Below are 23,705 nucleotides of genomic sequence, written 5' to 3'. Positions count from 1 at the left end.
GTTGCGGGCTTAGCGCCACATCCAGTTGCGGCTCCAGTCGGCTTTCCAGCCGGTGAGGCGGCCGCCGCGGAACTGCAGATAGAGCGGATCGTCGCGGAACGACCAGCGGCTGCCGCCGACATTGCGGATCACCAGAAAGATTTCGTCACCCGGCCGCCCGCTCACATAGCTGAGCGGCTGTCCGAGCGCGTCGGCCGCGTCCTCGGCGCTCATGCCGAACACCAGTGGCGTGTGATTGGACAGCGTGGTGGTGAACGGGGAGGGCGGCAACTGCCCTGCACGCACAGGCGTATGCGCCAGAGTGAGGGCGACAAGCGAAGCGAAGACCACTAGTTTCATGATCAAAGTGTTCTTCGATTTGCCGAGCAAGGCAAGCCGAAAGACCAATGAAACGCCGGGGAAGGATCAACTTTTGTCGAGTTTGCGGATAGGTGCGGGATCGGCGTGGTGGGGTGACCGCATCGAGCCGGCGAAACTCAACGCCGAGCAAGGCGACCTCGATTATCTCTGTTTCGAGACCATGGCGGAAGCGACCATCTCAGCCGCGCAGGTGCGCAAGCGGCGCGATCCGTCGTTCCCCGGATATGACACCTATCTCGACGACCGCATGAAGGCGGTGCTGCCGGGTTGTCTGAAACGCGGCACGAAAGTCATCAGCAATCAGGGCTGGATCAATCCGGACGGCGCGGCGCAGCGCATCGTTGAACTGCTGCGCGAGCATGGCGCAAAGGGCAAGAAGGTCGCCGCGGTTTCCGGCAGCCTGATCACCGATCGTATTGCTGCGCTTGGTGGCACCATTCTGGAAAATGGCGCGCCGGTCGCCTCCATTGCATCGGAGATCATTTCGGCGGAGGCGTATCTGGGAGCTGAGCCGATCGTCGAGGCCCTGCGACAGGGCGCGGACATTGTCATTACCGGCCGCGTTGCGGATCCATCGCTGTTTCTGGCGCCGATGATGCATGAATTCGGCTGGTGCGCGGATGATTTCGCCAAGCTCGGCGCGGGCAGCGGCCTCGGGCATCTTTTGGAATGCGGTGCGCAGGTCACCGGCGGCTATTTCGCCGATCCCGGCTTCAAGGATGTGCCGACGCCGTGGGATCTGGCCTTTCCGATTGCCGAGGTCGAATCTGACGGCAGCGCTGTGATTGCAAAAGTCGCGGGCACCGGCGGCGCGATCAACGCCATGACGGTCAAGGAGCAGATGCTGTACGAGGTGCACGATCCGGCGAACTACATCACGCCGGATGTCGTGGTCGATTTCACCACCGCGGCACTTGAGCAGGTGGGCTCCGACCGCATGCGCGTGACAAATATCGGTGGCAAGCCGCGCACGCCGACGCTGAAAGTGTCGATGGGCTGCATGGAAGGCTTCATCGGCGAGGATATGTTCTTCTACGCTGGTCCCGGTGCGCTGCGCCGTGCGCAACTCGCGAAGCAGATTCTGCAAGAACGCTTTCGCATCGTCGGTCTCAAGGCGGACGACCTGCGTATCGATTTTCTCGGCCTCAATGCGATCCACGGCGAAGCCAGTCCGCCGGATGCGCCGGAGCCTTATGAGGTCGCGGTGCGGGTTGCGGCGCGGACCAAAACCCGCGAGGAAGCCCTGAAAGTCGGGCGCGAGATCGACGGCATGGCGGTGTCCGGCGTGGCCATGACCGGCAAACGGGTGCCGCATCAGGATCGCGCCCGCGAGATCATTGGCGTCTGGTCGACGCTGGTGCCGCGCGAGAAGGTCGCCCCCGTCATCACCTGGTACGAGAGCTGAAGCTATGCAGGTCAAGTTGGAACGCGTGGCCCACGTCCGGTCCGGCGACAAGGGCAACACCTCGAACATCGCGGTGATCGCCTATTGCGACGAATTCTATCCCTTGCTGAAAGCGCAACTGACCGCCGCGCGGTTCAAGGCGTTCTATCGCGGCGCGATCAAGGGCGAGGTCACGCGGTATGAGGCCGATAATCTGGCGGCGCTGAATTTCGTGGCGGAAGGCGCACTCGGCGGCGGGGTGTCGCGCAGCCTCAGCCTCGACAACTATGGCAAGGCGCTGTCGGCGGCGATTCTCGGTCTCGAGATCGAAGTGCCGGAGCAGTACTCCAATCTGCTGCGCGGCGGATAAACTTCGACCCGCATCGAAACAAAGCACTGCGCCGGCGTGGCAACGTCGCCGCGAACAGGAAGCCGGCGGCACGACATGACCATCGCAATCGAGACGCCACGGCAGCATAACGCGACCAATCTTGCATTGCTGGTGCTGCTGGCGACGCTGTGGGGCGCGGCCTACACGCTGGTCAAGATCGGTGTAGAGACTATTCCGCCGCTGACCCTGATCGCCGCGCGTACGTTCATTGCAGGGGCCATCCTGCTGACGATCATGTGGCTGCGTGGTATCGCCATGCCGCGCGATCCTGCGGTGTGGCGGCGGTTCATGATTCAGGCCTGTCTCAACAGCGTGATTCCCTTCACGCTGATCGCATACGCGGAACAGCATGTCGGCGCGGGTCTTGCCACCATCCTGGGCTCGAACGCGCCGATTTTCGCGTTCCTGCTGGCGCTGCTGTTTGTCCGCCATGAACGTCCCACGCTGCGCCAGTCGTTTGGCGTTGCGGTGGGTCTCGCCGGAATCTGTCTTGTCGTAGGCGTCGATGCATTGAACGGATTGGGACAGGATGTCATCGCACAGCTTGCACTGGTGCTCTCCGCGGTCCTGTTCGGCGCCGCCGCGCTGTTCGGGCGCAACTTCAACGGGCTCGATCCGATGGTGCCGGCGGCGGGGTCGATGATCTGCGGCGCGATCATGCTGACGCCGCTCAGCCTCATCGTCGACCGGCCATGGGCGCTCACACCATCGGCGGCGTCCGTCGCGGCCCTGATCGCGCTCGCGGTGTTCTCCACCGCGCTCGCCTTCGTGATCTATTTCCGGCTGATCCAGACATTGGGATCGGTCGGCACGACCGCGCAGGCTTACCTACGCGTGCCGCTCGGTGTCGGCCTCGGCGTTGTATTTCTGGGCGAAACGCTGTCGCCCACAGTCTGGATCGGTCTGGTGTGCGTCGTTGCCGGGATTGCGGCGATGACAGTCCCGCAGCGTAAGGCTCCGCCGCGTAGCTAAGTTTCCTGTTTCTGCGTCGCACAAGGACGTCGCTGCATTGCGCGATAATTTATTTTATTTTGACCGATTCTAATTTGCGTTGCCTGCGCCAAAAAAGCCGATCATTCTCCGCGGCGCCCGTCATCGACCCGGTGCGTGGCGGGCATCGACCTCGAAGTGAGTCATCGCCGTAAGCGATGTCGTGCGCCGGCAGGGGAAGAAACGATGCCCACTCTCAGCATTAACGGACGCAATATGTCCGTCGAAGCGGCGGGCGATACGCCGCTGCTATGGGTTATCCGCGAACAACTCCAGATGACCGGGACGAAATTCGGCTGCGGCGCAGGGCTTTGCGGCGCGTGCACGGTCCACGTCAACGGTGAAGCGGTGCGTTCGTGCCAGACCGTGCTCAGCGAGGTCGCCGGCAAGAAGATCACCACCATCGAAGGCTTGAGCGCCAAGGGCGATCATCCGCTGCAGAAGGCCTGGATTCTCGAGCAGGTGCCGCAATGCGGGTACTGCCAGTCCGGCCAGATCATGCAGGCGGCGTCGCTGCTCGCCAAGAACACCAATCCGACCAGGGACGAGGTGGTCGCGCATATGGACGGCAATCTGTGCCGCTGCATGACCTATTCGCGGATTCAGAAGGCGATCATGCGGGCTGCCGCCGACATGCGCACCGCGTCGAACGCGCCGAGCGATCGGAGAGCAACATGAACAAGCACATCAAGGTCAATTCATCGACGGATCTCAGCCGCCGCTCGTTCATCGTCGGCACATCCGCAGCGGGGCTTGCGCTCGGCTTCGCATCCGTGCCCGGAAGCAGCGCGCTGGCCGCGCCCGCAAGCTTCGATCCGAGCGTGTGGTATTCGATCGCGCCGGACGGGCTTGTCACTGTGACTTGCGGCAAGGCCGACATGGGCCAGCACATTGCGTCCACCATGGCGCAGCTTGTGGCCGAAGAACTCGGCGCGTCCTGGAAGGACATGCGGGTCAAGCTCGCGTCCAACGATCCGAAGTACAACGATCCGGTTCTCGGCGCGCAGATCACGGGCGGCTCCTGGAGCACCATGATGAACTTCGACGCCATGAGCCGTGCAGGCGCCGCCGGCCGCATCGCGTTGACGGAAGCCGCCGCCGCGATGATGGGTGTGCCGGCCGGCGAACTCGTGGTGCGCGACTCTCGAATCTCGCATCCGAAGTCGAAGAAGTCGCTGACGTTCGCGGAAATCGTGAAAGGCGGCAAGGCGACCAAGACGTTCACGGCGGACGAGCTCAAGGCGCTCAAGCTCAAGACGCCCGACCAATACACGCTGGTCGGCCAGTCGATCCCGCAGCTCGACATTCCGTCGAAGACCAACGGCACCGCGAAGTACGGCATCGATACGTTCCTGCCCGGCATGGTCTACGGCAAGATCGTGATGCCGCCGGTGCGCTATGGCGCGACGGTGAAGTCGGTCGATGAGTCAGCGGCAAAGAAGGTGCCGGGCTTCATCAAGGCCGTGACGCTTGAGGACAAGACCGGCACCACCACCGGCTGGGTGGTGGCGGTGGCCAACACCTACGCCAACGCAAAAAAGGCGGCGGACGCGCTCAAGGTCACCTACGACAACGGGCCGAACGCCAAAGTCTCCAGCGAATCCCTGCTGGCGGAAGCGAAGCGGCTGCAGGCCGACAACGCCTCCGGGCTGTTCTTCGTCAAGAACGGCGATACGGCGGAGGCGCTCGGCAAGGCGTCCAAGGTGATGGAGGCGGAATACACCACCAACATCAACATCCACGCGCCGATGGAGCCGATGAACGCCACGGCAGAGCAAAAGGGTGACATCTGGCATCTGTACTCCGGCAATCAGTTCGCCACCCGTTCGGGAGCGATCGCGGCCGGGGCGCTGGGCATCGATCCCAAATTCATCGTCATGCATCAGGCCTGGCTGGGCGGCGGCTTCGGCCGGCGTCTCGACGGCGACATGATGATTCCGGCGGTGCTTGCAGCGAAAGCCGTCGGCAAGCCGGTGAAGGTCATCTACTCGCGCGAGGACGACACCATCATGGACTTCTCGCGTCCCTTGACCTTCCAGAAGATCAAGGCCGGTCTCGACGACAGCGGCAAGTTGATTGCGTTCAACCATGACGTGGTCAGCGCCTGGCCGACCAAGCGCTGGGGCATTCCGGCGTTTCTCTCGCCGGATGTCGAGAAGAAGGGCGCGCTCGATGCTTTCACGGTGAACGGCGCGGACTTCTTCTACACCGTGCCCAACCACAACGTCCGTGCCATCATCAACGAGATGGCGCAGTCGGCCACGCCGTCGGGCCAGTTGCGCTCGGTCGCGCCCGGCTGGACCTTCTGGGCGGTGGAAAGCATGCTCGACGAACTGGCGGTAGCTTCGGGGAAAGACCCGGCGCAATTCCGCATCGACCTGCTCGACGGCGCCGGCGCCAATGCCGGCGGCGCGCAGCGGTTGCGCAACACGCTGCTCGCCGCGATGGGCCTTGCCGGTTACGGCACCAAGAAGCTGCCCAAGGGTGAAGGCATGGGCGTTGCCTGCGTGTCGTCGCAGGAACGCGCCACCGCGAGCTGGACGGCCTGTGTCGCCCATGTTGCGGTGAACGACAGCGGCGAGGTCAAGGTGAAGAAACTCACCGTCGCCACCGATGTCGGCACGCAGGTGAACCCGGACGGCATCCGTGCCCAGGTCGAGGGCGCGGCGCTGTGGGGCATGTCGCTGGCGCTGTTCGAGAAGGCCACCATGAAGGATGGCGCGATCGAGCAGACCAACTTCGACACCTATACTCCGATGCGAATGAGTCAGGTCCCGGAGGTGGCGCTCGCCATCATCGCCAATGGCGAACCCGCCACCGGCGTGGGCGAGCCCGCGGTGACGGTGGTGGCTCCTGCGTTGGCCAACGCTATCTACAATGCGGTCGGTGCACGCGTGCGTTCGTTGCCGATCACGGCGGATGCAGTGAAGGCCGGCATGAAGAAGGCGTAACTTCATGAACGCTCAACATCAAGACTCGTCATGCGCGGGCTTGACCCGCGCACCCATCTGAAAGTTTGAAGATGGATTGCCGGGTCAAGCCCGGCAATGACAGCAGTGGATCTGAGAGCAGTTCTAACAACCGGAGGTATCCTTAAATCGGGTGCCTCCGGTTTTCGTCTGTCGATTTTGCCAGTTTGCTAGCGTCGAGAGGTCTACTTTTTCACGACCGGCACCTTCCGCCGTGTCATGACATCCACCACGCGGTCGGGCGTCAGGGCGCGGCCGATCGGACCGAGATGCGCGATGAAGCCCACGCTGTAGCGGGTCTTGGGACGTCTTGCCGTTGCGGCCTTAAAAACGACGCGGGCGACGGTCTCCGCTGACATCACGCCGAATTTCTGCGGGTTCAGAAAATTGTGCATGCGCTCGGCAAGGCGATGCTTGAAATATGTGTACGGACTTTGCGGCCCGGTATCGGGAATATGCTTCAGCAGCGTCGCCTCGAACTGCGTGGCGATTGGTCCGGGCAGGACATTCACGACATCGATGCCGAACGGTTCGACCTCCGGACGCAGCGCGTCGGTCAGTGCTTCGATGGCGAACTTGGTGGCATGATACGCGCCGCCGCCGATCGAACTGACGCGGCCTGCGACTGAGCTGATATTGACGATGCGCCCGCGCCCGGCGCGGCGCATGGCGGGCAGCACCAGTTGCGACAGCCGCAATGCGCCGAACACGTTGGTCTCGAACTGCAGCCGCAGCAGGTCGAGCGAGATTTCTTCCAGCGGGCCGTACTGGCCGTAGCCGGCATTGTTCACAAGAATTCTAACCGCGCCGAATTCCCGCTCAACGGTTTCGGCGGCGGCGCGGCGCGCGCCTTCGCTGGTGATGTCGAGCGCCAGTGTGCGGCAGCCGAGCGCGCGCAGATCGTCGAGCGTTGACGGATCGCGCGCCGTGGCGAACGTCTCATAGCCCGCAGCGCGGAAAATTATTGCGGCTGCCCGGCCGAGGCCGCTGGAGCATCCGGTGATCAGCACCGGGCCGGCAGCAGGATGTGCATCGGAGGCGTGCGTCATTTGCGGCGGGTGGATTTCGTTTTGCGCTTCGCGGGGGTGGAAGCCTTTGCGCTTCTGCGCAGCGCCTCCCGCAGGTCTTTCGGCACGCCGTGCTTCTTCAGCAGGTCGGCGAAGGATTCATCGGCAAGTTCCTGCAGCGTCGCCATCCGGTCTCGTCCGAGTTGCACCATGGCCTGATAGGTCCCCTCGTCGAATTCGATGACCTTGCGCATGCCAACCCCTTGTATGACGGAGGATTCAAGCTGTCATCATACAAGGGTTCCACTGGTCGCGGTCAACGCCTTCATCCTGCGACAATGGCGACCACGAACAATGCGCTGGCGACAGCAGAGGCAACCGTCCGCAGATGGTTCCAGAAGGTCCAGTCCTTCAGGTAGCGCGTCCATACCGCAGCGGCATCAGCGCTGGATGGATCGACGGCGTCGAGGGCGTTGTTGAACGGTACATTGAACACGATGGTCGAGACGAACATGCCGACGACGTAGAGGATGCCTGCGGCCAGCATCGCGATGCCGGCGGTTTCGTTAAGGCGAAACAGCGCCAGGCCCGCAAGCAGCAATGCCGCAAGTGTCGTTCCGAAGAACAGCGGCATGAACAGCGATTGCTGGATCACGACATTGATCGATTGCATCGCCGAGATGCCGTGAGCCTGCGGGATCCGGCCAAGCGCGGTCATAATGAAGGTCGAGAACGCGAAGTACAGTCCCGCCATCATCCCGCAACCGATGGCGCAGAACCACAGCAGTGCGTTGATCACAAACTGAGTCATGTCAGGCACTCCATACGCCGGTTGCCACGGTCTTGCGGACATAGTCGGAGAAATCGCGCGCGGGGCGGCCCAGTGCTTCCTGGACGCCATACGCTACACTTGAGTTGCGCCCGTCGAGAACCACGGTGAACAGCTCGTGCAGCAGATCGATCACGTCATCCGGCGCGGCGCCGCGCATCCTGGCGGTGAATTCGTCCGGCGTGATCTGGTGATAGCGGATCGGGCGGCCGGTCACTTGCGCGATCTCCGCGACGGCGTCGGCGAATGTCAGTAGCCGCGGGCCGGTCACCTCATAGAGGCGGTTGGCATGGCCGTCTTCGCTCAAGGCGGCGGTCACGACATCCGCGATATCGTCGATGTCAATGAACGGCTCACGTACAGGTCCGGCCGGGAGCGCGACCTCACCGGCCAGCACGCCGTCGATGAGATAGCCTTCGCTGAAATTCTGATCGAACCAGCTTGCGCGCACGATGGTCCACTCAACGCCGGAGGCTTGCAGCACGGCTTCGGCGCGCTGCGCGCCGGGCTCGCCGCGTCCCGACAGCAGCACGATCCGCTGCAGCCCCTTGTCGCGGGCCAGGCGGCACAGTTCTGCGATGGCTTCGGTGGCGCCCTCGACCGCGAGATCAAGCTGATAGGTGACATAGGCGGCGGACACGCCGTCGAGCGCTCTCGCCCAGCCTTCCGGGCGGGTCCAGTCGAACGCGGGAGTGGTGCTGCGTGAGACCGGTCGGGTCGAAAAACCTCTCGCTTTCAAGAGGGTATTGACGCGGCCGCCGGTCTTGCCGCCGCCGCCGATGATCAGGATGGGGTCGCGTTGAGACATGAGGGCATCCTCCGTTCGATAAATACGAGTATTTATCGTATTTGCAAAAAGCGATAAACTCTCGTATTAGGATCGTCAAGCGATTTTTGGTGGATGCGATGGCGACGAAGAAAATGAAACCGGCGAGCATGGAAGCCGAGCCGGCAGGGTTGGCGCGTCTGGTGCCGACGCAAAAGCGCAGCCGCGAGCGTTATGAGAGGATTCTTGAATGCGCCGCTGCGATGATCGCCGAGAACGGCAGCGAAGCCTTTCGCATGAGCGACGTGGTCGAGCGCAGCGGCGTGCCGTTCGGCTCGCTCTATCAGTATTTTCCTGACAAGACCGCGATCATCGGCACGCTGGCGGAACGCTACAACGCCGTCGGGCGCGTCTGCGTGCAGCAGGAACTGGCGGCCGTCGAGAACAGGGCGGATCTGCGCCCGGCGCTGTGGCGGATCGTCGACGGATATTATCGGATGTTCATGGACGAGCCGGTGATGCGCGACATCTGGCAGGCGACCCAGGCCGACCGTGCGCTCCAGCAACTGGATGAGGCCGACGGCGAATTCCTCGCCGGCCTTCTGCTCGATACGCTGAGGCGCATTGCGCCGCGCCGGGATCCCGCGGCATTGGCGGCGGTCGCGCGATTGACGATGACGCTGATTGCGGCGGCAGTCCGGCACGCCATTACGCTTAAGCCGAAAGAAGCAGAGCGCATGATCACCCTGTTCAAGCGGATGCTGCCGGAGGACACGGCCGCGCTGGCCTGACACCCCGCTGAATTCCGGTCACAGATTCGTTGGTTGACGGTCGCATGCGCCGGAGGAACGCTTGGCCAGGTATTGCGCCTGACCGGAGATGACGCGCGATGAACAAGCAGAAAATCATGCTGGGTGCGATCGGAATCGCCGTCTTCTCGGCGCTTGGTGCCAGTCCGTCCTTGTCGCGCGACTATCCGTTCTGCCGGAAGGCCGAGGCCGGTCCGGGCGATTGCCGATACGATACTTACGAGCAGTGTTTGGCTGCGGTCTCCGGCACCGCAAGTTATTGCCAGCAGAATTTCTGGCTTCAACCGTCCGGCCGGGACATTCCGCCGCGGCGCGCTCCTCGCAACTGAAGCAGCGGAAGTACCGTTTCGCGGCGCGAGCCGCGCGCTTGCATGATGATCCGCCGCCCCGCCATGCACGACGCGGCGCGTTAAGCTCAATTTTCCGCTAACACACGCGCCGCAGAAATGCAGATGCGCCGGTTATCCGGCATTTCGCCGTGTCTCCGCGCGTGGCGCGGCTGCAACCGGTTTCTGACACGATCTTAACCGTGTGGTTTTACTCAAATGAAAGTCCTGCATGTGCCTATGGCCGCGGACGCAGAACGCGCCAATAAGGACCAGCAGAATCATGACCTCAAGGTCCGCCGGATATTTCGGGGCATTCCTGCAACGGCTCAAATTTCGGCTCTTGCGCAGCATGCCGTGCGGCGACGATCACAGCCTTCGCCGCAAGTTGTTGATCGGGACCGGAATCGCACTCGTCTGCACCGGGATTCTCGCCACCAGCGTGATCGGCAGTGCACTCGACGATTACCGCCGCGCGCGCCAGAATCTCAGTGGGCTGGAGAGCTACCGGCTGATCCTCGAAACCGCCAATCTTCTGTCGGCTGAACGTGGGCCGTCCAACAGTGTGCTCGGCGACGTCGGCGTGACGCACGGCGCGCTGCGCGAACGTCTGACCGCGTTTCGCGCGAAATCCGACGCCATTCTCGATCAGCTACCGGCGAGCGCGGGCGTTCCCCGGGACCTGCTCGCGCCGACCAGGGCGCAGCTTCAAAAGGGCCGGCAGGAAGTGGACCGGGTCGCGGCCATTCCGCGCGATCTGCGGCGTCTCGACGACGTACAGTCCGTGATCGAAAGCATGTTCGACGTGGTCGATATCTTCCAGTCCGTGGTGGCCTGGAAGGCGAGTGCTTTGACGACGCAAAATCCCGAGCTCGCAGCGCCGGTGATGACCGGGCGGATGTTCGGAGAACTGCGCGAGTATGGCGGCAGGATCGCGTCGCAGATCATGGCGCCGATCGCCGTCAGTCAGCCGCTGCCACTGAAAAATCTCGTCGACAGCAACCGGACCCGTGGCCGCATTCTCCAGTTGTGGCACCTGGCCGGAGGCCGGCAGGTGGTCGGCCACGACGATCGGCGGCTGTCGGCCGATCTTCACGATGTCGAAATGATGTTCTTTGGCGAAGGCCTCGGCATTCTCGACGGGCTGGTGGCGGAAGGCCGCAAGTCGGGCAACTACTCGATGACGGCGGACGAGTTCACCGTCCGCTTCGTCAAGACCCTGAAGCCGCTGGAACGCCTGCGCGGAGATTTTCTCGATATCACCATCGAGCGCTTCACCGTGCTTCGGAACGGGGCGCTGGTGACCCTTGCGGTCACGGTCACCATCACCACGATCATTCTCGGAATTCTGGCCGGTCTGCTGGTCGCGGCCCAGCGGTTTGTGTTCGGGCCGTTGATGCGGGCGCGGGAAGCCGTGATCGTGCTGGCTGAGGATCGTCCCACTGTGCCCTATCCCGAGCCGCATCACGCCACCGAGATGCGCCGCCTGTTCGATGCCATCGTCATTCTTCGCCGCAGCCTGGCCGAGCGTGCGTCGCTGACGAAGGAGCTGAAGCAGCAGGCGGAGACCGACGGGCTCACCGGGCTGATGAATCGCGGCGCCCTCGATATGATTGGTGAGCGTCACGCCGGCAACCGGGCCGGGGAGAATGCTGCCTGTCTCATCCTGATGGACATCGATCATTTTAAGGCGATCAACGACCGCTACGGGCATCTCGAAGGCGATCATGTTCTGAAAGAATGCGTGCGTATGGTGCGTCCGATGTTGCGACCGGGCGATATCTTTGCCCGCTTCGGCGGGGAGGAGTTCGTGATCCTGATGTCGGGTGACGATCTCGCCGGTGCAAATGCACTGGCGAAGAGAATCCGCGCCGCGCTGGAAGCGCATGAATTCGTTCTATCGGATGGCACGACGCTGACCGTGACGGCGAGTTTCGGCGTTGCCAAGGGCAATCTCGGGCAACTGGCCTGGCGGCAGCTGGTCGAGGCCGCCGACGCGGCGCTGTACCGCGCCAAATCCGACGGCCGCAACTGCGTGTGCCATTCGCAGCAGTTGCATCCGACGCTGGTGCCCGATCTTCCGAAAGGTCGTGATGCGGACGCACCGGCGAGGAAACCCGCCGCCGCGCGCTAGCGGGTTGGAGGCGGCCTTCGAAGAGAGTGCTGGACGTCACTGAAGTGGCGCGCCATTCAGATAAAACTGCGAACTCTTATATCATTGAAATTGCTATATAATTTCTAAAATTCTTCTCATCTTATGCGACCCTCACGTCCGTTTCGGCGGGTGAGCGATGGCTCGCCAATCCCACTGATGTTGAGGCTCGACGAGGATATCCCCATATCATTTCGATAAGGGAGTCCTGGCTGTGCAGACCGTACAGGCGGCTCTTGTTGCGGCAATTGCTGCCGCCGCTCTGATTGTCTCTCCCCTTCCCGCCTCGGCGGAGGGGAGTCGCAAGCTTGTGCTGACAATCGTGATCGAGGGAGCGATCGGACCGGCGACCACTGGTTACGTGAAGGATGCCCTGGCCAAGGCACGTGAACGACACGCAGACGCCGTCATTCTGCGTCTGAATACGCCAGGCGGCCTCGCCAGCAGCATGCGTGAGATCATCGCCGATGTGCTGGCCTCGCCCGTTCCCGTCGTAGGTTATGTGGCCCCTTCCGGAGCCCATGCCGCCAGCGCCGGCACTTATCTCCTCTATGCAACGCATATCGCCGCAATGGCGCCGGGCACCAATCTCGGCGCAGCGACGCCGGTACAAATCGGCAGTCCGGTGCCGGGCTTGCCGGGCATCACCCCCGACAAGGACGGCAAGGACAAAAAAGACAGCGCCCGGCAAACGGAGCCGAAGGACGCAATGACGGCGAAGGCGACAAACGACGCCGCCGCCTTTATCCGCAGCCTCGCCGAGTTGCGAGGACGTAACGCCGATTGGGCTGAGAAAGCCGTCCGCGAAGCAGCCAGTCTTTCCGCCAGCGCCGCGCTGCAAGCGGGTGTTATCGATCTCATCGCGCGCGACCCGGCCGAACTGCTCAGGCAAATCGATGGTCGCGTCGTGGAACTGCCCGGTGGCGACAGGCGGCATCTGGCGACGAAGGATGCGACGATCGAGACGATCGATCCCGGATGGATCTCGCGATTTCTGTCGATTATCACCAACCCCAACGTCGCCTTCCTTCTTCTGCTGGTTGGCATCTACGGTCTGATTTTTGAATTCATGTCTCCTGGCGCCGTCGCTCCCGGCGTGGTCGGCACGATCTGTCTGCTGCTGGGCCTCTATGCCCTCAACCTGCTGCCGATCAACTATGCCGGCCTTGGGCTGATGGTGGTGGGGATCGCGCTTCTGATCATCGAGGCCTTCAACCCGACCGTGGTTCTTGGCCTCGGCGGAGCCATCGCCTTCGTCCTCGGTGCGCTGATGCTGTTCACGATCGAAGCGCCCGGATACCGGCTGTCATGGACGTTCGTCGGCATCGTGGCGGCGATGTTCATCGGACTGACTCTCATTGTGTTCGGCTCGCTTCGGCGCGCCCGCAAGGCTCCGGCACAAGTCGGCGGGCAGGCCATGCGCGGACTGCCCGCCGAGGTTCTCGACTGGAGCGATATTGAGGGCCACGTCCTCACACAAGGTGAGCGCTGGCAAGCCCGCGGCACGGAAGCATTCAAGCCTGGAGAGATGGTCGAGGTGGCCAGCATCACGGATCTGACGCTGACGGTGCGTCGCCGGCCGGCACTCAGCGCCGGTGAAGGAGGTGTGCGATGATGATGCTCGATTACGCAACTTATATCCTGCTCGCGATCATCGTGATCGTATTTCTCTCCTCGGCCATTCGCATCCTGCGGGAATACGAGCGCGGCGTCGTCTTCACGCTCGGCCGCTTCACCGGCGTGAAAGGTCCGGGCCTCATTATCCTGATTCCGTTCGTGCAGCAGATGGTGAAGGCCGATCTCAGGGTGGTGGTGCAGGACGTGCCGCCACAGGACGTGATTTCCCGTGACAACGTTTCCGTCAAGGTGAACGCCGTTCTCTATTTCCGCATCGTCGACCCCGAACGCGCGATCATCAAGGTCGGAAATTTCATGGCCGCGACCAGCCAGCTAGCGCAGACCACGCTGCGTTCAGTGCTCGGCAAACACGAACTGGACGAGATGCTCGCCGAGCGGGACAAACTCAACGCCGACATTCAGGAGATTCTCGATCAGCAAACCGACGCCTGGGGCATCAAGGTGACCAACATTGAAATCAAGGATGTCGATCTCAATGAAAACATGGTTCGCGCCATCGCAAAGCAGGCCGAAGCGGAGCGGCTCCGGCGCGCGAAGGTGATCAACGCACTGGGCGAACAACAAGCCGCAGAGAAGCTTGTCGAGGCCGGCCGAATCCTCGCACAGGAGCCGCAGGCGATGCAGTTGCGCTATTTCGCGGCGCTGCACGACATCGCGGGTGAGCGATCATCGACAGTGGTGTTTCCGCTACCGATGGATCTGCTCAGCCATCTGAGCCCGCGGCCGGCGGGGCCATCGTAACTTTGGCGATTGCGTGAAAATGGCGCACCCGACACGATTCGAACGTGTGACCTTTGCCTTCGGAGGGCAACGCTCTATCCAGCTGAGCTACGGGTGCAGTGATGTCCATTTAGCCGATTGGCCCGGCGCGGGCAACGGCCTGAAAGCCCGATTTGGAGCCCGCGTTGTCCTGTTTCAGGTCGCGGTCCCACGTTCGAATCGGTGAGGCGTAGCTCGTGTGGCCGGTTGTGGCGCGGCTGGGCCTGTTTGCGATCGACGCCGTTACCGGTTCTTTGGCAATGCAGAACTATCAGAAACTGTCGTTTCGGCGGCCTGTTCCAGATAGCGCTTGGAGAGATCGATCTTATTCCAATGAATTTTCTCGGAGATCAGTCCGAAGATATCGCCCGATGTGAACTCGGTCTCTGGGTCCGGCTTTTCAAACAATGACGGTCCGTATTTCGACGCGATGTCCTGCGGCTTGAAACCGAAAACGTCGAGAAGTGTCGGCGCAATGGAAAAATGGCTGGCATAGCCCCAATTCGTCATGGCGCCGGCCGAAAGCCTTTCGCGCAGCCGAGGCTCGTCGGTCATTGCAAAAAGAGGGACCAGAGCTTCGCGCGGGTCAGCGTTTTTAACGGAGCAATGCGACAATGCCGTGCTGGACAGATTTTGTCCGTGGTCAGAGGTATAGATGATCAGTGTGTTATCAAGCGGGACGCTGTTGGCGAGACGCTTTAGAACGCGGTCCACCGACCATCGTACGGCGTTACGATACGAGTTGATCAAGGCCGGATCGTTGTCGCGTGCACTCTCGCTCATCGTCGGCTGGAAAATTCGTTGTGTCGACGGATATCCGCGGTCGTAGGGGAAATGCGCGCCGTTCTTGATGGCATAGACAAACGTCGGCTGTTCGGATTTCAGCTTTTCCGCGAGGATGTCGACAAGCCTGTCGTCAAGGTCGGGCGGCGCTATGGTCTCTTCGATGGCATTGAAAGAGTCGATCTCTCTCTTCTCTTCGGGCGTCATGAAGTTCTGGAGTTTGGCCGGTCCCCGCAGGAAGGCCGCCTGAGAATCGATCATGACGGTCCGAAAGCCGGCGGTCTTTGCATAGTCCCAGACGGTCGGATTACGCGCGGCCGAATTCATAAGGTCGCGACGTGTCGCTCCAAACCGCAGCATTGCATTGGAATAAGAGCTGCAATTGCCTCCAGAGACCGCATGTCCGAAATTGACGATACGATCTTTCAGGCTGGCGATGTCCGGGGTGTAAGGATTTCCGGGACGCCAATCGATGTAGTCGCCGCGAACGCTTTCATCGACCAGCAAAACCACGTGCCGGATTTTTCGACCGTCCGCGCTCCATGTCACGCGCTCGCGGGTAGGCATCGCTTTGGTTGCGAGCCTTGCACCAGATATGGCTGCGACGGACAGCGGGGCGAATTGCATCGACATGCCGTAATGTCCGCCGCCGTCCTTTGCATAAATGACCGCGGCGAAAAGTACGATCGGAAACGCCGGCGCCCACGCAAGATATCGCCACAGCCGTCGCAGGTGAGCGCCGGGATTAACCGATGGCGCCGCAATGACGATAAATCCGAAGAGGAAAACCAGGGCGCTCCAGGCCATAGCCGAGCCGTAGAACTCAAGGGCACGGCCGACTTCATGACGCGCAGCCCATAACGATGCGATATCGAACATCGATATTTCCACGCCGGAAACAAGATAGAAGGCAAAACCTGCGGCGCTCGAAAGTGCGATGATCACCGCCCAAAACGATCTGACCCAGGGATTAACCTGGAAAGCCGCGATCAGGATGGCGATGAGGGCGCAGGCCCAGAGCCCGAGATAGACGGCAAGCGTGAGCCATCGCCCCTGCTCGATGTACTGGCTGGGCCACGTCAAGGCATTTGGATTGGTCACAGCGACAAACGCGAGAACGCTGCAGAGCTTGAGCGCGATGATCGCTTTCGCGACTCTCGACGTGTGGCTCGCGCGATCCAAACGCATAGGCGCTGCTCTCTGTTCTCAGGGTTGGCAGAGCGTAAAACAAACTGATCTGCTCGTGCGTCGCAGATGTCTGGATCGCGAGTTCGCGCAGTTCAAGCTGGAGATACTTCTAGGGTTAAAGCTTTAAATAATTGAATGCAGCGAGACCGGTATTCATCGTGGCGACAGGTAATTAAGTACCCATGGCGTCGCGCGTAGAGAGGTCCCACGATCAAGCGTCATCGGTAATGAAGCACCTCGACACGAGGAACGGCGCGGTCGTCGTGGTGTGCATGAATTCGTAGAGCGCGGAAGCGGTCAGCGGCGGCTCGGCGCTCTCGATAACTCCTTGAGCTCGGCGGCAAAGATCAACAGCGCATGCGCGAAAATGGTGTTGCCGCGAGGCTGGAGTCTCTGACTGGATTTTCCAGGCTCCAAAGGAGAGGGCCGGTGTGCGGCGGCTTACGCCGCGCGCACCTGATCGAGGAAGTTGTCGACCTGCTTCTTCAGCTCCTCGCCGCGCCGGCTGAGTTCGTCGGCCGAGGCCAGCATCTGCGTCGAGGCCGCGCCGGTTTCCTGCGCAGCGGCGCTGACGCTTGCAATGTTGCTGGAGACCTGCGCCGTTCCGCGCGCCGCCTGCTGCACGTTGTTGGCGATCTCGTTGGTCGCGGCGCCCTGCTGCTCGACTGCGGCTGCGATGGCGGCTGCAATCGACGAGATGCGGTCGATGGTTTCGCTGATGCCTTTGACAGCGGTGACCGACTCCTGCGTCGCAGTCTGCATGCCGCTGATCTGCCCGCTGATCTCACCGGTCGCTTTCGCGGTCTGTGCGGCGAGCATTTTCACTTCCTGCGCAACGACGGCAAAGCCCTTGCCGGATTCGCCCGCGCGCGCGGCCTCGATCGTGGCGTTGAGGGCAAGGAGGTTGGTTTGCCCGGCGATGGTGTTGATGAGCTGCACGACGTCGCCGATGCTGTCGGCGGCCTGAGACAGTGCCATGATCCTTGTGTTCGTCACTTCGGCTTGCCGGACCGCTTCCGCCGCGACCGTGCTGGACTCGTGCAGTTGCCGGGCGATGTCGTTGACCGAGGCGGCCATTTCCTCGGTGGAGGCCGCCACGGATTGAACATTCGCGGTGGCCTGTTCCGACGCCGCGGCGACGGTGGTGGACTGCTGCGACGTTTCTTCCGAAATGGACGACATCGATGCCGCCGTCGCCTGCAGTTCGGCGGCCTGCGACGAGACCGAGCCGAGCATGCTGGAAACGTCTGTTTCGAAGGCCGATACCAGTTCCTCGATCCGGTGGGTGCGGATCAGGCGGTTCTTCTCATCCTGCTTCTGCATTTCCCGGTCGAAACCGAGTTTGGCCTGCATCGCCTGAAGGTTGCGCAGGGCAACGCCGATCTCGTCGTCGCGCTCGATGAAAACCCGGTTGTTGAATTGCCCCTGGGCGATACGCGTCATCAGTTCGATCAGCCGGCCCGTCGGGCGGCCGATCGCGCGGATCGTCATCAGGCCGAGCAGAATGCCGAGAGCGAGCGCCGCAATCAAGGCGCCGGATGCGACCATGATCGAGGTCGTGAAGTTGCTCTGGGCGTTTTCATATTCGTGCTTTGCGATATCGATCTGCAGCGCGACGAGCTTCTCAGCGTCCACCTTGGCGGCCTCAAACAGCGGGTTCACTTTCTCGGTGAGATGCTGTGACAGTTCGCTGAACTTGCCGGCCGAAAGCAGAGCGAGGCCGGGCTTCAGGCCGTCCTCGACATAGCTTCGCCGCTTCTGGCTGTAGCTGTTGGCAATGGCCTGCTCTTCAGCGGTGTGGGAGCTCGCCATGAACTTGTCCCAGCTCTTGCCGATCTGGGCGATGTTGTTGCTGACGGCCGTCTCCACACCTCCGGCCGCCTTTTTTGCGAGCCCGTTGGTGGCCGCGCCGTAAAGGGACAGAATATTGGTCTGCATCCGGTCGTTGATCGCGAACAGATGGGCGAGCGGCACGGTCCGGTCGTTATAGACCTGCTTCAGATGGGTGTTGGCCTGTTGCGCGGTGACGAGGCCCACCAGCCCGATCGCCAGCATGAACATCGTCAGCGTCGCGACAAGCGTGACCAGCCGTGCCCGCAGCGAGCCGGTAAACAACGAGAAATGGTCGGCGAACGAGCGCTTGCGCAGAATGCCCGCATCCAGCCGGTAGTCATCGGCCTTCTTCGCGCGGATCTGGGCGTAGACGGTTTCGGCTTCGCGCCGCTGGTCGGGCTGCAGCCTGGTGCGCACCGACATGTAGCCGATCACCGCGCCGTTCTCCCAGATCGGAGAGGCGCTCGCCAGCACCCAGTAATACTCGCCGTTCTTGCGCCGGTTCTTCACCGCGCCGGTCCATGGTTTCCCGCTCTTCAGCGTCGCCCACAGATCGCCGAAAGCCTCGACCGGCATGTCCGGGTGGCGAACAATGTTGTGGGGCTGATTGAGAAGCTCTGCTTCGGTAAAGCCGCTGACTTCAATGAACTGGTCGTTGACGTAGGTCAGCTTTCCCTTGGTGTCGGTCTTGGAGACGATCATCGTCTCATCGCCAAGCGGATATTCGACGTTAACAACGGGCAGATTCATTTTCACGATCAGAAACTCCGGATCATGTAGGAGGGGGAAGCATGCTGCTCATGCGCGAAAAACAATGCGCGTGACAGATGGCGGCGAGGCGGCGTGCAGGCTGGATGCGTCCTTGCGGCCGTTACAGGCCGTGCGGGAATCAGCGAGGGTCGCACGATACGCTGCTGAAGACTCAATTCCCGGCGTCTCATCGATCTGCCCTGCTTCGACGGCAAGGCAAAATTGCCTGCAGGGTCTTGGCCACGTTCTTGATTCGATTTTTATGATTCAAGACCTAAGAATTGGTTGCGCTCTGACACGTTGAGCGCGCTCCGAACAAAAAGTCACACGCGCAAATTGGATCGCGCGCAAAAACTCACGCACACCTAAGGAATTGTACGGAGGCGTTGTTCGTCAGGCGGTCTCGACGGCGAACTGCAGCCCGGCATGATCGACGAGCCGCTTGATCAGCCGATCGCCCAATGCCGCGCCCGGAGTCCAGATGCCGCCGGCAACGTTCGATGCATCCCGCACGAGGCAGACCGCGCACTCCGCAATCATCTTCGATGTCGAGCCGTAGCCCGGATCACGGTCGCCCTTGACCGAGGCGTGGATCTGCCGGCCGTCCAGCGACACGCCGACGAACAGGATATCGTAGAGACCCGTCTCGCGCTCTTCCTTCGAGGGACCTTCGCCGGGCTTCGGTCCGCCGGGTCCGCCCATCGCGGCATTGGCAGCGACGATGGCCTTGGCGGTGGCTTCGCCCTTCTCGCCGGGACCGGCCAGCATCATTTCGTCGTAGATGAACTCCCTGCCGTAAGGGAATCCCATCAGCAGATTCGAGCGATGCACGTTGCGGGTGTTGATCGTCGCCATCACGAACGGCGCGACCCACATGCCGAGATCGTCGTCGTGGAGCGGCTTGTTGCCGGGCGGCTGTTTCGGGCCCTCGAAGCCCGGCGTCAGCGCGAACGGATTCTTGAGCAGCGGGACGATGCTGAGATCCTTCGCAGCCGCTGCGTAGGTCGCTTTCAGGCTCGCTGCCGTGCCGCCGGAGAACGTGCCCTTCATCTTGCGCACGCGGCCCTTCACGCGGTGCACGGTCGCGCCGAACTGTTTCTTCGCGGCATTCTGCAGGAAGAACACCCCGAGTTCGAACGGGATCGAGTCGAATCCGCAGGAAAACAGGATGCGGGCGCCGGTGGATTGCGCCGTCGCATGATGGGCGTCGATCATCTGGCGCATCCATGCGGGTTCACCGCAGAGATCGAGATAGTCGGTGCCGGAGGCCGCGCAGGCCGCGACCAGTTCAGACCCGTAAAGCTGGTAGGGGCCGACGGTGGTGAGAACCGCCTTGGTCTGGCCGACAAGCGCCTTGAGCGAGGCGGGGTCGCTGGCGTCGGCTTCGATCAGCGGCGTGTCTTGCGGCGCGCGGATCTCGTCGCGGACCGCCGCGAGCTTGTCACGGCTGCGGCCCGCCATCGCCCATCTGAGATTGCTGCCGGGGCCGTAATTCGCGGCGAGATATTCGGCGACGAGCCTGCCGGTGAAGCCGCTTGCGCCATAAACAACGACATCGAATTTCGGTTGGGTCATCGCGGTATCCTCTTCTCATCCGTCGGGCACGGCCCGCTTATGCCAGCAGTTTCCGCAGTTCGGCCTTCGCCACTTTCTCCAACGTCGAGCGCGGCATCTCTTCAACCAGGCGGACCTCGCGCGGCACCTTGAAATCGGCCAGCGCGTTCTTGCAGGCGCGCAGAATATCATCCTGAAGCGTGGGTGGCGCGCCGTCGAGGCCGCTGGTTGGAATGACGAACACCACCGGCACTTCGTCCAGCATCGGATGCTTCTTCGCGACCACCGCTGCCTCGCGCACGCCGGCCACGGTGATCACAACCTGCTCGATCTCGGAGGCGGCGACGTTCTCGCCGCCGACCTTCAGCATGTCCTTGGCGCGATCGCCGAACCGCAGGAAGCCGTTCTCCAGCAATTTTACACGGTCGCCGGTGATGAAGTAGCCGTGCGCGTCGAAGCTGTCGCGGGTGGCCTGCTCGTTATGCAGATACTCCTTGAACAGCGACAGGCCGGGAATACCGCGGATCAGAAGGTCGCCGGTGCCGCCAACTTTCGTCGCTGCGCCGTTCTCATCGACCACGCGGATCTCGTATTCCGGCGCGGCGCGGCCGATGGCGAGCGGAATGTTGGGCTGATGGGGTTCGCCGACAATGCCGTGGGTGATGGTTTCCGTCATGCCCCACCAGCCGATGGTCTTCACACCGAAGATGGCGTCGGTCGGCGGCTCGCAGATCGCGCTGCCCCACAGCCGGAAGTGATGCGCCTTCGGGACTTCGCGCTCCATCAGCGCCTTGACGCAGAACGGCACCAGCGACGTCCAGGTGCAGCGGTGCTCCAGCGCCGTGCTCCAGAAGCGGCTGCCCGAGAACCGCGGCTGGATCACGGCGGTGCCGCCCACCCACAGCGTCGACAGCATGGAGTAGGCCAGCGCGTTGGTGTGGAACAGCGGCAGATAGATAAGATGGGTGTCCTCTGGTCGCAGGTCCTGATGCACGGCGTTGACCTTCGCGCCCCACAATGCGTTGGCGTGCGTCCACAACACTGCCTTCGGCCGCGATGTGGTGCCCGACGTATATTGAACGCTGCACGATGCGTAAGGATCGGCGGGACGGTGTGGCCGGTCGGCGCTGTTGGCAAACAACGCCTCGAATGATTCAGACTTCGGCGGCTTGTAACCCTGCGCGGGCGGTGCGCCTGCATCATGGGAAATCACCGCGAGCCAGCGCAGGTTGCGGCAGTTTGTTGCGATCAACTCGGCATAGGCCGGCTGCGTGATCGCGGCGACCGCGCCGCAGTGGCCGGCGAAGTATTCCATCTCGGCGGGTGCCGAGCGGGTGTTGGTGGTCACCGCAATGGCGCCGAGTTCGACGCAGGCGAACCACGCCAGCAGCATCTCGATGCAGTTGTCGAGATGGATCAGCACGCAGTCGCCGGGCTTGATCCCGCGTTTGGCGAGACCCGCGGCCAGCGCACCGACGCGCTCATGAAATTCGCCATAGGTCCAGGGGCGCGACGGCGCGTCGAACGGCGCCCAGATCAGAAACGGATGGTCCCGCCGCGTCTCGGCGCGCAGCCGCAACAGCCACGGCACGTCCAGTCCGGCGAAGGGGCCGACATGACCCGGCAAGAATTGTCCCGACACGAGATCGATCTTTGGCATGTTTTCTCCCGTCCCGCTTGTCCGTTGCGGGTTGCCAATTGCTTGTCTGACGGGAGGCGCGGAGTCAACGGTTGGACGGGCGCCGGCGCTTCAGGCGGCCGTCAAAATCACGCGCAATCCGTCTTTGGGTTTGGGGATCGGCCACATCTGCCATGCCGGCACATAGCCCGGCGCCATGGTGACGTTGAGACTTTGCAGGAAATGAAACGCGAAGCACTTGGCCTGCATGTAGGCGAAGTGCAGCCCGATGCACATATGCGCGCCGCCGCTGAACGGAACAAAAGCAAAGCGGTGACGCGCGCGTTGCGCCTCGTCGGTGAAGCGCAGCGGATCGAACGCCTCGGGATCGGGCCAGTGTTCGCTCATGTGGTGGGTAAACAGCGGATTCATGCTGACCAGTGTGCCGGCCGGAATGTCAAAACCCTTGAAACTGAAGTCACGCGTCGCGCGGCGCGGGATCGACGGCACCGGCGGTTTCATCCGCATCGCTTCCTTGAACGCCATTTCGGTGAGCGGCATGGCGTCGAGCTTCTCGAATGGCAGCGGCGCCCCGGGTTCGATCCCGAGCGCCGAGACTTCGTCACGCAATCTGGTCTGCCACTCCGGATGCGCGGCTAGCAGCGCCACGAACGACGTCAGCGATGATGTGAGCGTGTCGTGCGCCGCCATGATCAGAAAACTCATGTGGTCGACGATATCCTGCGTCGTGAGCAGCGCGCCGTCTTCATGAGTCGCGTGGCACAGTTGCGAGAACAGGTCGTCACCGCCGTTCTCGCGCCGCAGGGGAATCTGTTGCGAGAAATAGGCGACGATACGCTGGCGACCCTTCACGCCGCGGGCCATTTGTGTGCCGGGCCAGGGCTGGCGGACGACGGCGACGGAGGCGGCGATCATGTCGACGAAGGCGCGCGTGACCTCGTCGACGTCAGGACCGATCCCGGTGCCGAGGAACGACGTCGCGGCGAGATCGAGCGTGAGCTGTTTCATCGCCGGGTAGAACAGCATCGGGCCGGGCGCCTCGCGCCATTGATCCACGCGCGCCGCGATACCCGTATCGAGCTGCGCGAGATAATTCTTCATCGGTCCCGATTTGAACGCGACCGACATGGCGCGGCGATGCTGGCGATGTTCCTCGAAATCCAGCAGCATCAGTCCACGCGGAAACAGCCGCCCGAGAATTGTCTCCCATCCGTTGGTCGACGAAAACAGCTTGGTCTGGTCGAGCAGCATGAACTCATTGGCTTCGGGACCGAGCAGCGAGACGCTGGTCTCGCCGAGCACGCGCGAGCGGTAGATCAGCCCATACTTGCGCGCCATCGCATCGACTTCGCCTCTTGGGTCGGCAAGAACGCTGAGCGTTCGCCCAATGAATGGCCAGCCTTCGTCGCCGGGAATGTGAGCAAGCTTTGCACGGTCCACCATGACGGGTGGCTTGACCGAGACCGGTGATGTCAGGCTTTGCGTCGACATAACTATTCCCCGGAAAAGGTGTCGGAGGACATCGGTGAGCGGGCGGCATCCGATCAGAATTATCGCCGAGTTGGCGATGGCCGACAA

At 62.3% G+C, this 23,705-nt stretch carries 20 protein-coding genes and 1 tRNA gene; 10 read left to right on the top strand and 11 right to left on the bottom strand.

Annotated features, from left to right (window positions below; genetic code table 11):
* Positions 1-9: 9 nt before the first annotated feature.
* The gene (locus YH63_RS06305) at positions 10-339 is read right to left on the bottom strand and encodes a hypothetical protein (RefSeq protein WP_046828339.1); all 330 of its coding nucleotides are present in this window, start codon (positions 337-339) and stop codon (positions 10-12) included.
* A gap of 73 nt (positions 340-412) precedes the next feature.
* On the opposite strand from YH63_RS06305, the gene YH63_RS06300 reads away from it, so the two are divergent.
* From YH63_RS06300 to YH63_RS06280, 5 genes are all read left to right on the top strand, one after another.
* Complete coding sequence (locus tag YH63_RS06300) at positions 413-1,765, top strand: acyclic terpene utilization AtuA family protein (protein ID WP_046829716.1); 1,353 nt, start codon at positions 413-415, stop codon at positions 1,763-1,765.
* 4 nt (positions 1,766-1,769) lie between these two features.
* Complete coding sequence (locus tag YH63_RS06295; RefSeq protein ID WP_046828340.1) at positions 1,770-2,114, top strand: AtuA-related protein; 345 nt, start codon at positions 1,770-1,772, stop codon at positions 2,112-2,114.
* 75 nt (positions 2,115-2,189) lie between these two features.
* Entirely contained in the window at positions 2,190-3,107 is a 918-nt protein-coding gene (locus YH63_RS06290) for a DMT family transporter (protein ID WP_046828341.1), read from the top strand.
* 204 nt (positions 3,108-3,311) lie between these two features.
* Positions 3,312-3,803 (top strand): (2Fe-2S)-binding protein, encoded by a 492-nt coding sequence (locus YH63_RS06285; protein ID WP_046828342.1) that lies wholly within the window; start codon positions 3,312-3,314, stop codon positions 3,801-3,803.
* The gene (locus YH63_RS06280) at positions 3,800-6,076 is read left to right on the top strand and encodes a xanthine dehydrogenase family protein molybdopterin-binding subunit (protein ID WP_046828343.1); all 2,277 of its coding nucleotides are present in this window, start codon (positions 3,800-3,802) and stop codon (positions 6,074-6,076) included. Before YH63_RS06285 ends, YH63_RS06280 begins: the two co-directional genes overlap by 4 nt.
* 203 nt (positions 6,077-6,279) lie before the next feature.
* Here the strand turns inward: YH63_RS06280 and YH63_RS06275 are convergent, their stop codons facing one another.
* From YH63_RS06275 to YH63_RS06260, 4 genes are all read right to left on the bottom strand, one after another.
* A complete protein-coding gene (locus YH63_RS06275) occupies positions 6,280-7,143 on the bottom strand; it encodes an SDR family NAD(P)-dependent oxidoreductase (protein WP_046828344.1) in 864 nt (287 codons plus the stop codon).
* Positions 7,140-7,355 carry a hypothetical protein gene (locus tag YH63_RS06270; RefSeq protein WP_137325133.1) on the bottom strand — a complete coding sequence of 72 codons (216 nt, stop codon included), beginning with the start codon at positions 7,353-7,355 and terminating at the stop codon, positions 7,140-7,142. Before YH63_RS06270 ends, YH63_RS06275 begins: the two co-directional genes overlap by 4 nt.
* 71 nt (positions 7,356-7,426) lie before the next feature.
* Positions 7,427-7,912, bottom strand: coding sequence for a DUF1772 domain-containing protein (locus YH63_RS06265; protein WP_046828346.1), 486 nt, complete (start codon positions 7,910-7,912; stop codon positions 7,427-7,429).
* 1 nt (position 7,913) lies between these two features.
* Complete coding sequence (locus YH63_RS06260; RefSeq protein ID WP_046828347.1) at positions 7,914-8,738, bottom strand: NAD(P)H-binding protein; 825 nt, start codon at positions 8,736-8,738, stop codon at positions 7,914-7,916.
* 98 nt (positions 8,739-8,836) lie between these two features.
* Between YH63_RS06260 and YH63_RS06255 the strand changes: the two genes are divergently transcribed.
* From YH63_RS06255 to YH63_RS06235, 5 genes are all read left to right on the top strand, one after another.
* A complete protein-coding gene (locus tag YH63_RS06255) occupies positions 8,837-9,487 on the top strand; it encodes a TetR/AcrR family transcriptional regulator (protein WP_046828348.1) in 651 nt (216 codons plus the stop codon).
* A 98-nt stretch (positions 9,488-9,585) separates the two neighbouring features.
* On the top strand, positions 9,586-9,834 hold the full coding sequence (locus tag YH63_RS06250) for a DUF3551 domain-containing protein (RefSeq protein ID WP_046828349.1): 249 nt from the start codon (positions 9,586-9,588) through the stop codon (positions 9,832-9,834).
* A gap of 280 nt (positions 9,835-10,114) precedes the next feature.
* Positions 10,115-11,965 (top strand): GGDEF domain-containing protein, encoded by a 1,851-nt coding sequence (locus YH63_RS06245; RefSeq protein WP_052753846.1) that lies wholly within the window; start codon positions 10,115-10,117, stop codon positions 11,963-11,965.
* Between the two features lie 232 nt (positions 11,966-12,197).
* Positions 12,198-13,598, top strand: a complete 1,401-nt coding sequence (locus YH63_RS06240) for an NfeD family protein (RefSeq protein ID WP_046828350.1) — start codon at positions 12,198-12,200, stop codon at positions 13,596-13,598.
* On the top strand, positions 13,598-14,362 hold the full coding sequence (locus tag YH63_RS06235; RefSeq protein WP_046828351.1) for a slipin family protein: 765 nt from the start codon (positions 13,598-13,600) through the stop codon (positions 14,360-14,362). The genes YH63_RS06240 and YH63_RS06235 overlap by 1 nt, the downstream gene beginning before the upstream one ends.
* A 20-nt stretch (positions 14,363-14,382) precedes the next feature.
* On the opposite strand, the gene YH63_RS06230 is transcribed toward YH63_RS06235, so the two are convergent.
* The 6 genes from YH63_RS06230 to YH63_RS06205 all read right to left on the bottom strand — a co-directional run bounded on the left by YH63_RS06230 (position 14,383) and on the right by YH63_RS06205 (position 23,618).
* Positions 14,383-14,459: transfer RNA gene (locus YH63_RS06230), tRNA-Arg, on the bottom strand.
* Positions 14,460-14,623: 164 nt separating this feature from the next.
* Complete coding sequence (locus YH63_RS06225) at positions 14,624-16,108, bottom strand: sulfatase-like hydrolase/transferase (protein ID WP_170978668.1); 1,485 nt, start codon at positions 16,106-16,108, stop codon at positions 14,624-14,626.
* A gap of 684 nt (positions 16,109-16,792) precedes the next feature.
* A complete protein-coding gene (locus YH63_RS06220; RefSeq protein WP_046828353.1) occupies positions 16,793-18,940 on the bottom strand; it encodes a methyl-accepting chemotaxis protein in 2,148 nt (715 codons plus the stop codon).
* 387 nt (positions 18,941-19,327) lie between these two features.
* The gene (locus YH63_RS06215) at positions 19,328-20,509 is read right to left on the bottom strand and encodes a saccharopine dehydrogenase family protein (RefSeq protein ID WP_046828354.1); all 1,182 of its coding nucleotides are present in this window, start codon (positions 20,507-20,509) and stop codon (positions 19,328-19,330) included.
* 37 nt (positions 20,510-20,546) lie between these two features.
* Positions 20,547-22,148 carry an AMP-binding protein gene (locus YH63_RS06210; protein WP_046828355.1) on the bottom strand — a complete coding sequence of 534 codons (1,602 nt, stop codon included), beginning with the start codon at positions 22,146-22,148 and terminating at the stop codon, positions 20,547-20,549.
* A gap of 90 nt (positions 22,149-22,238) precedes the next feature.
* Positions 22,239-23,618, bottom strand: coding sequence for a cytochrome P450 (locus tag YH63_RS06205; protein ID WP_137325132.1), 1,380 nt, complete (start codon positions 23,616-23,618; stop codon positions 22,239-22,241).
* Positions 23,619-23,705: the final 87 nt, after the last annotated feature.

The sequence above is a fragment of the Afipia massiliensis genome (genome assembly GCF_001006325.2).
GTDB lineage: Bacteria > Pseudomonadota > Alphaproteobacteria > Rhizobiales > Xanthobacteraceae > Afipia > Afipia massiliensis_A.
Note: the sequence above shows the minus strand (reverse complement) of the source record. Positions and strands in the feature narration are given on the sequence as shown.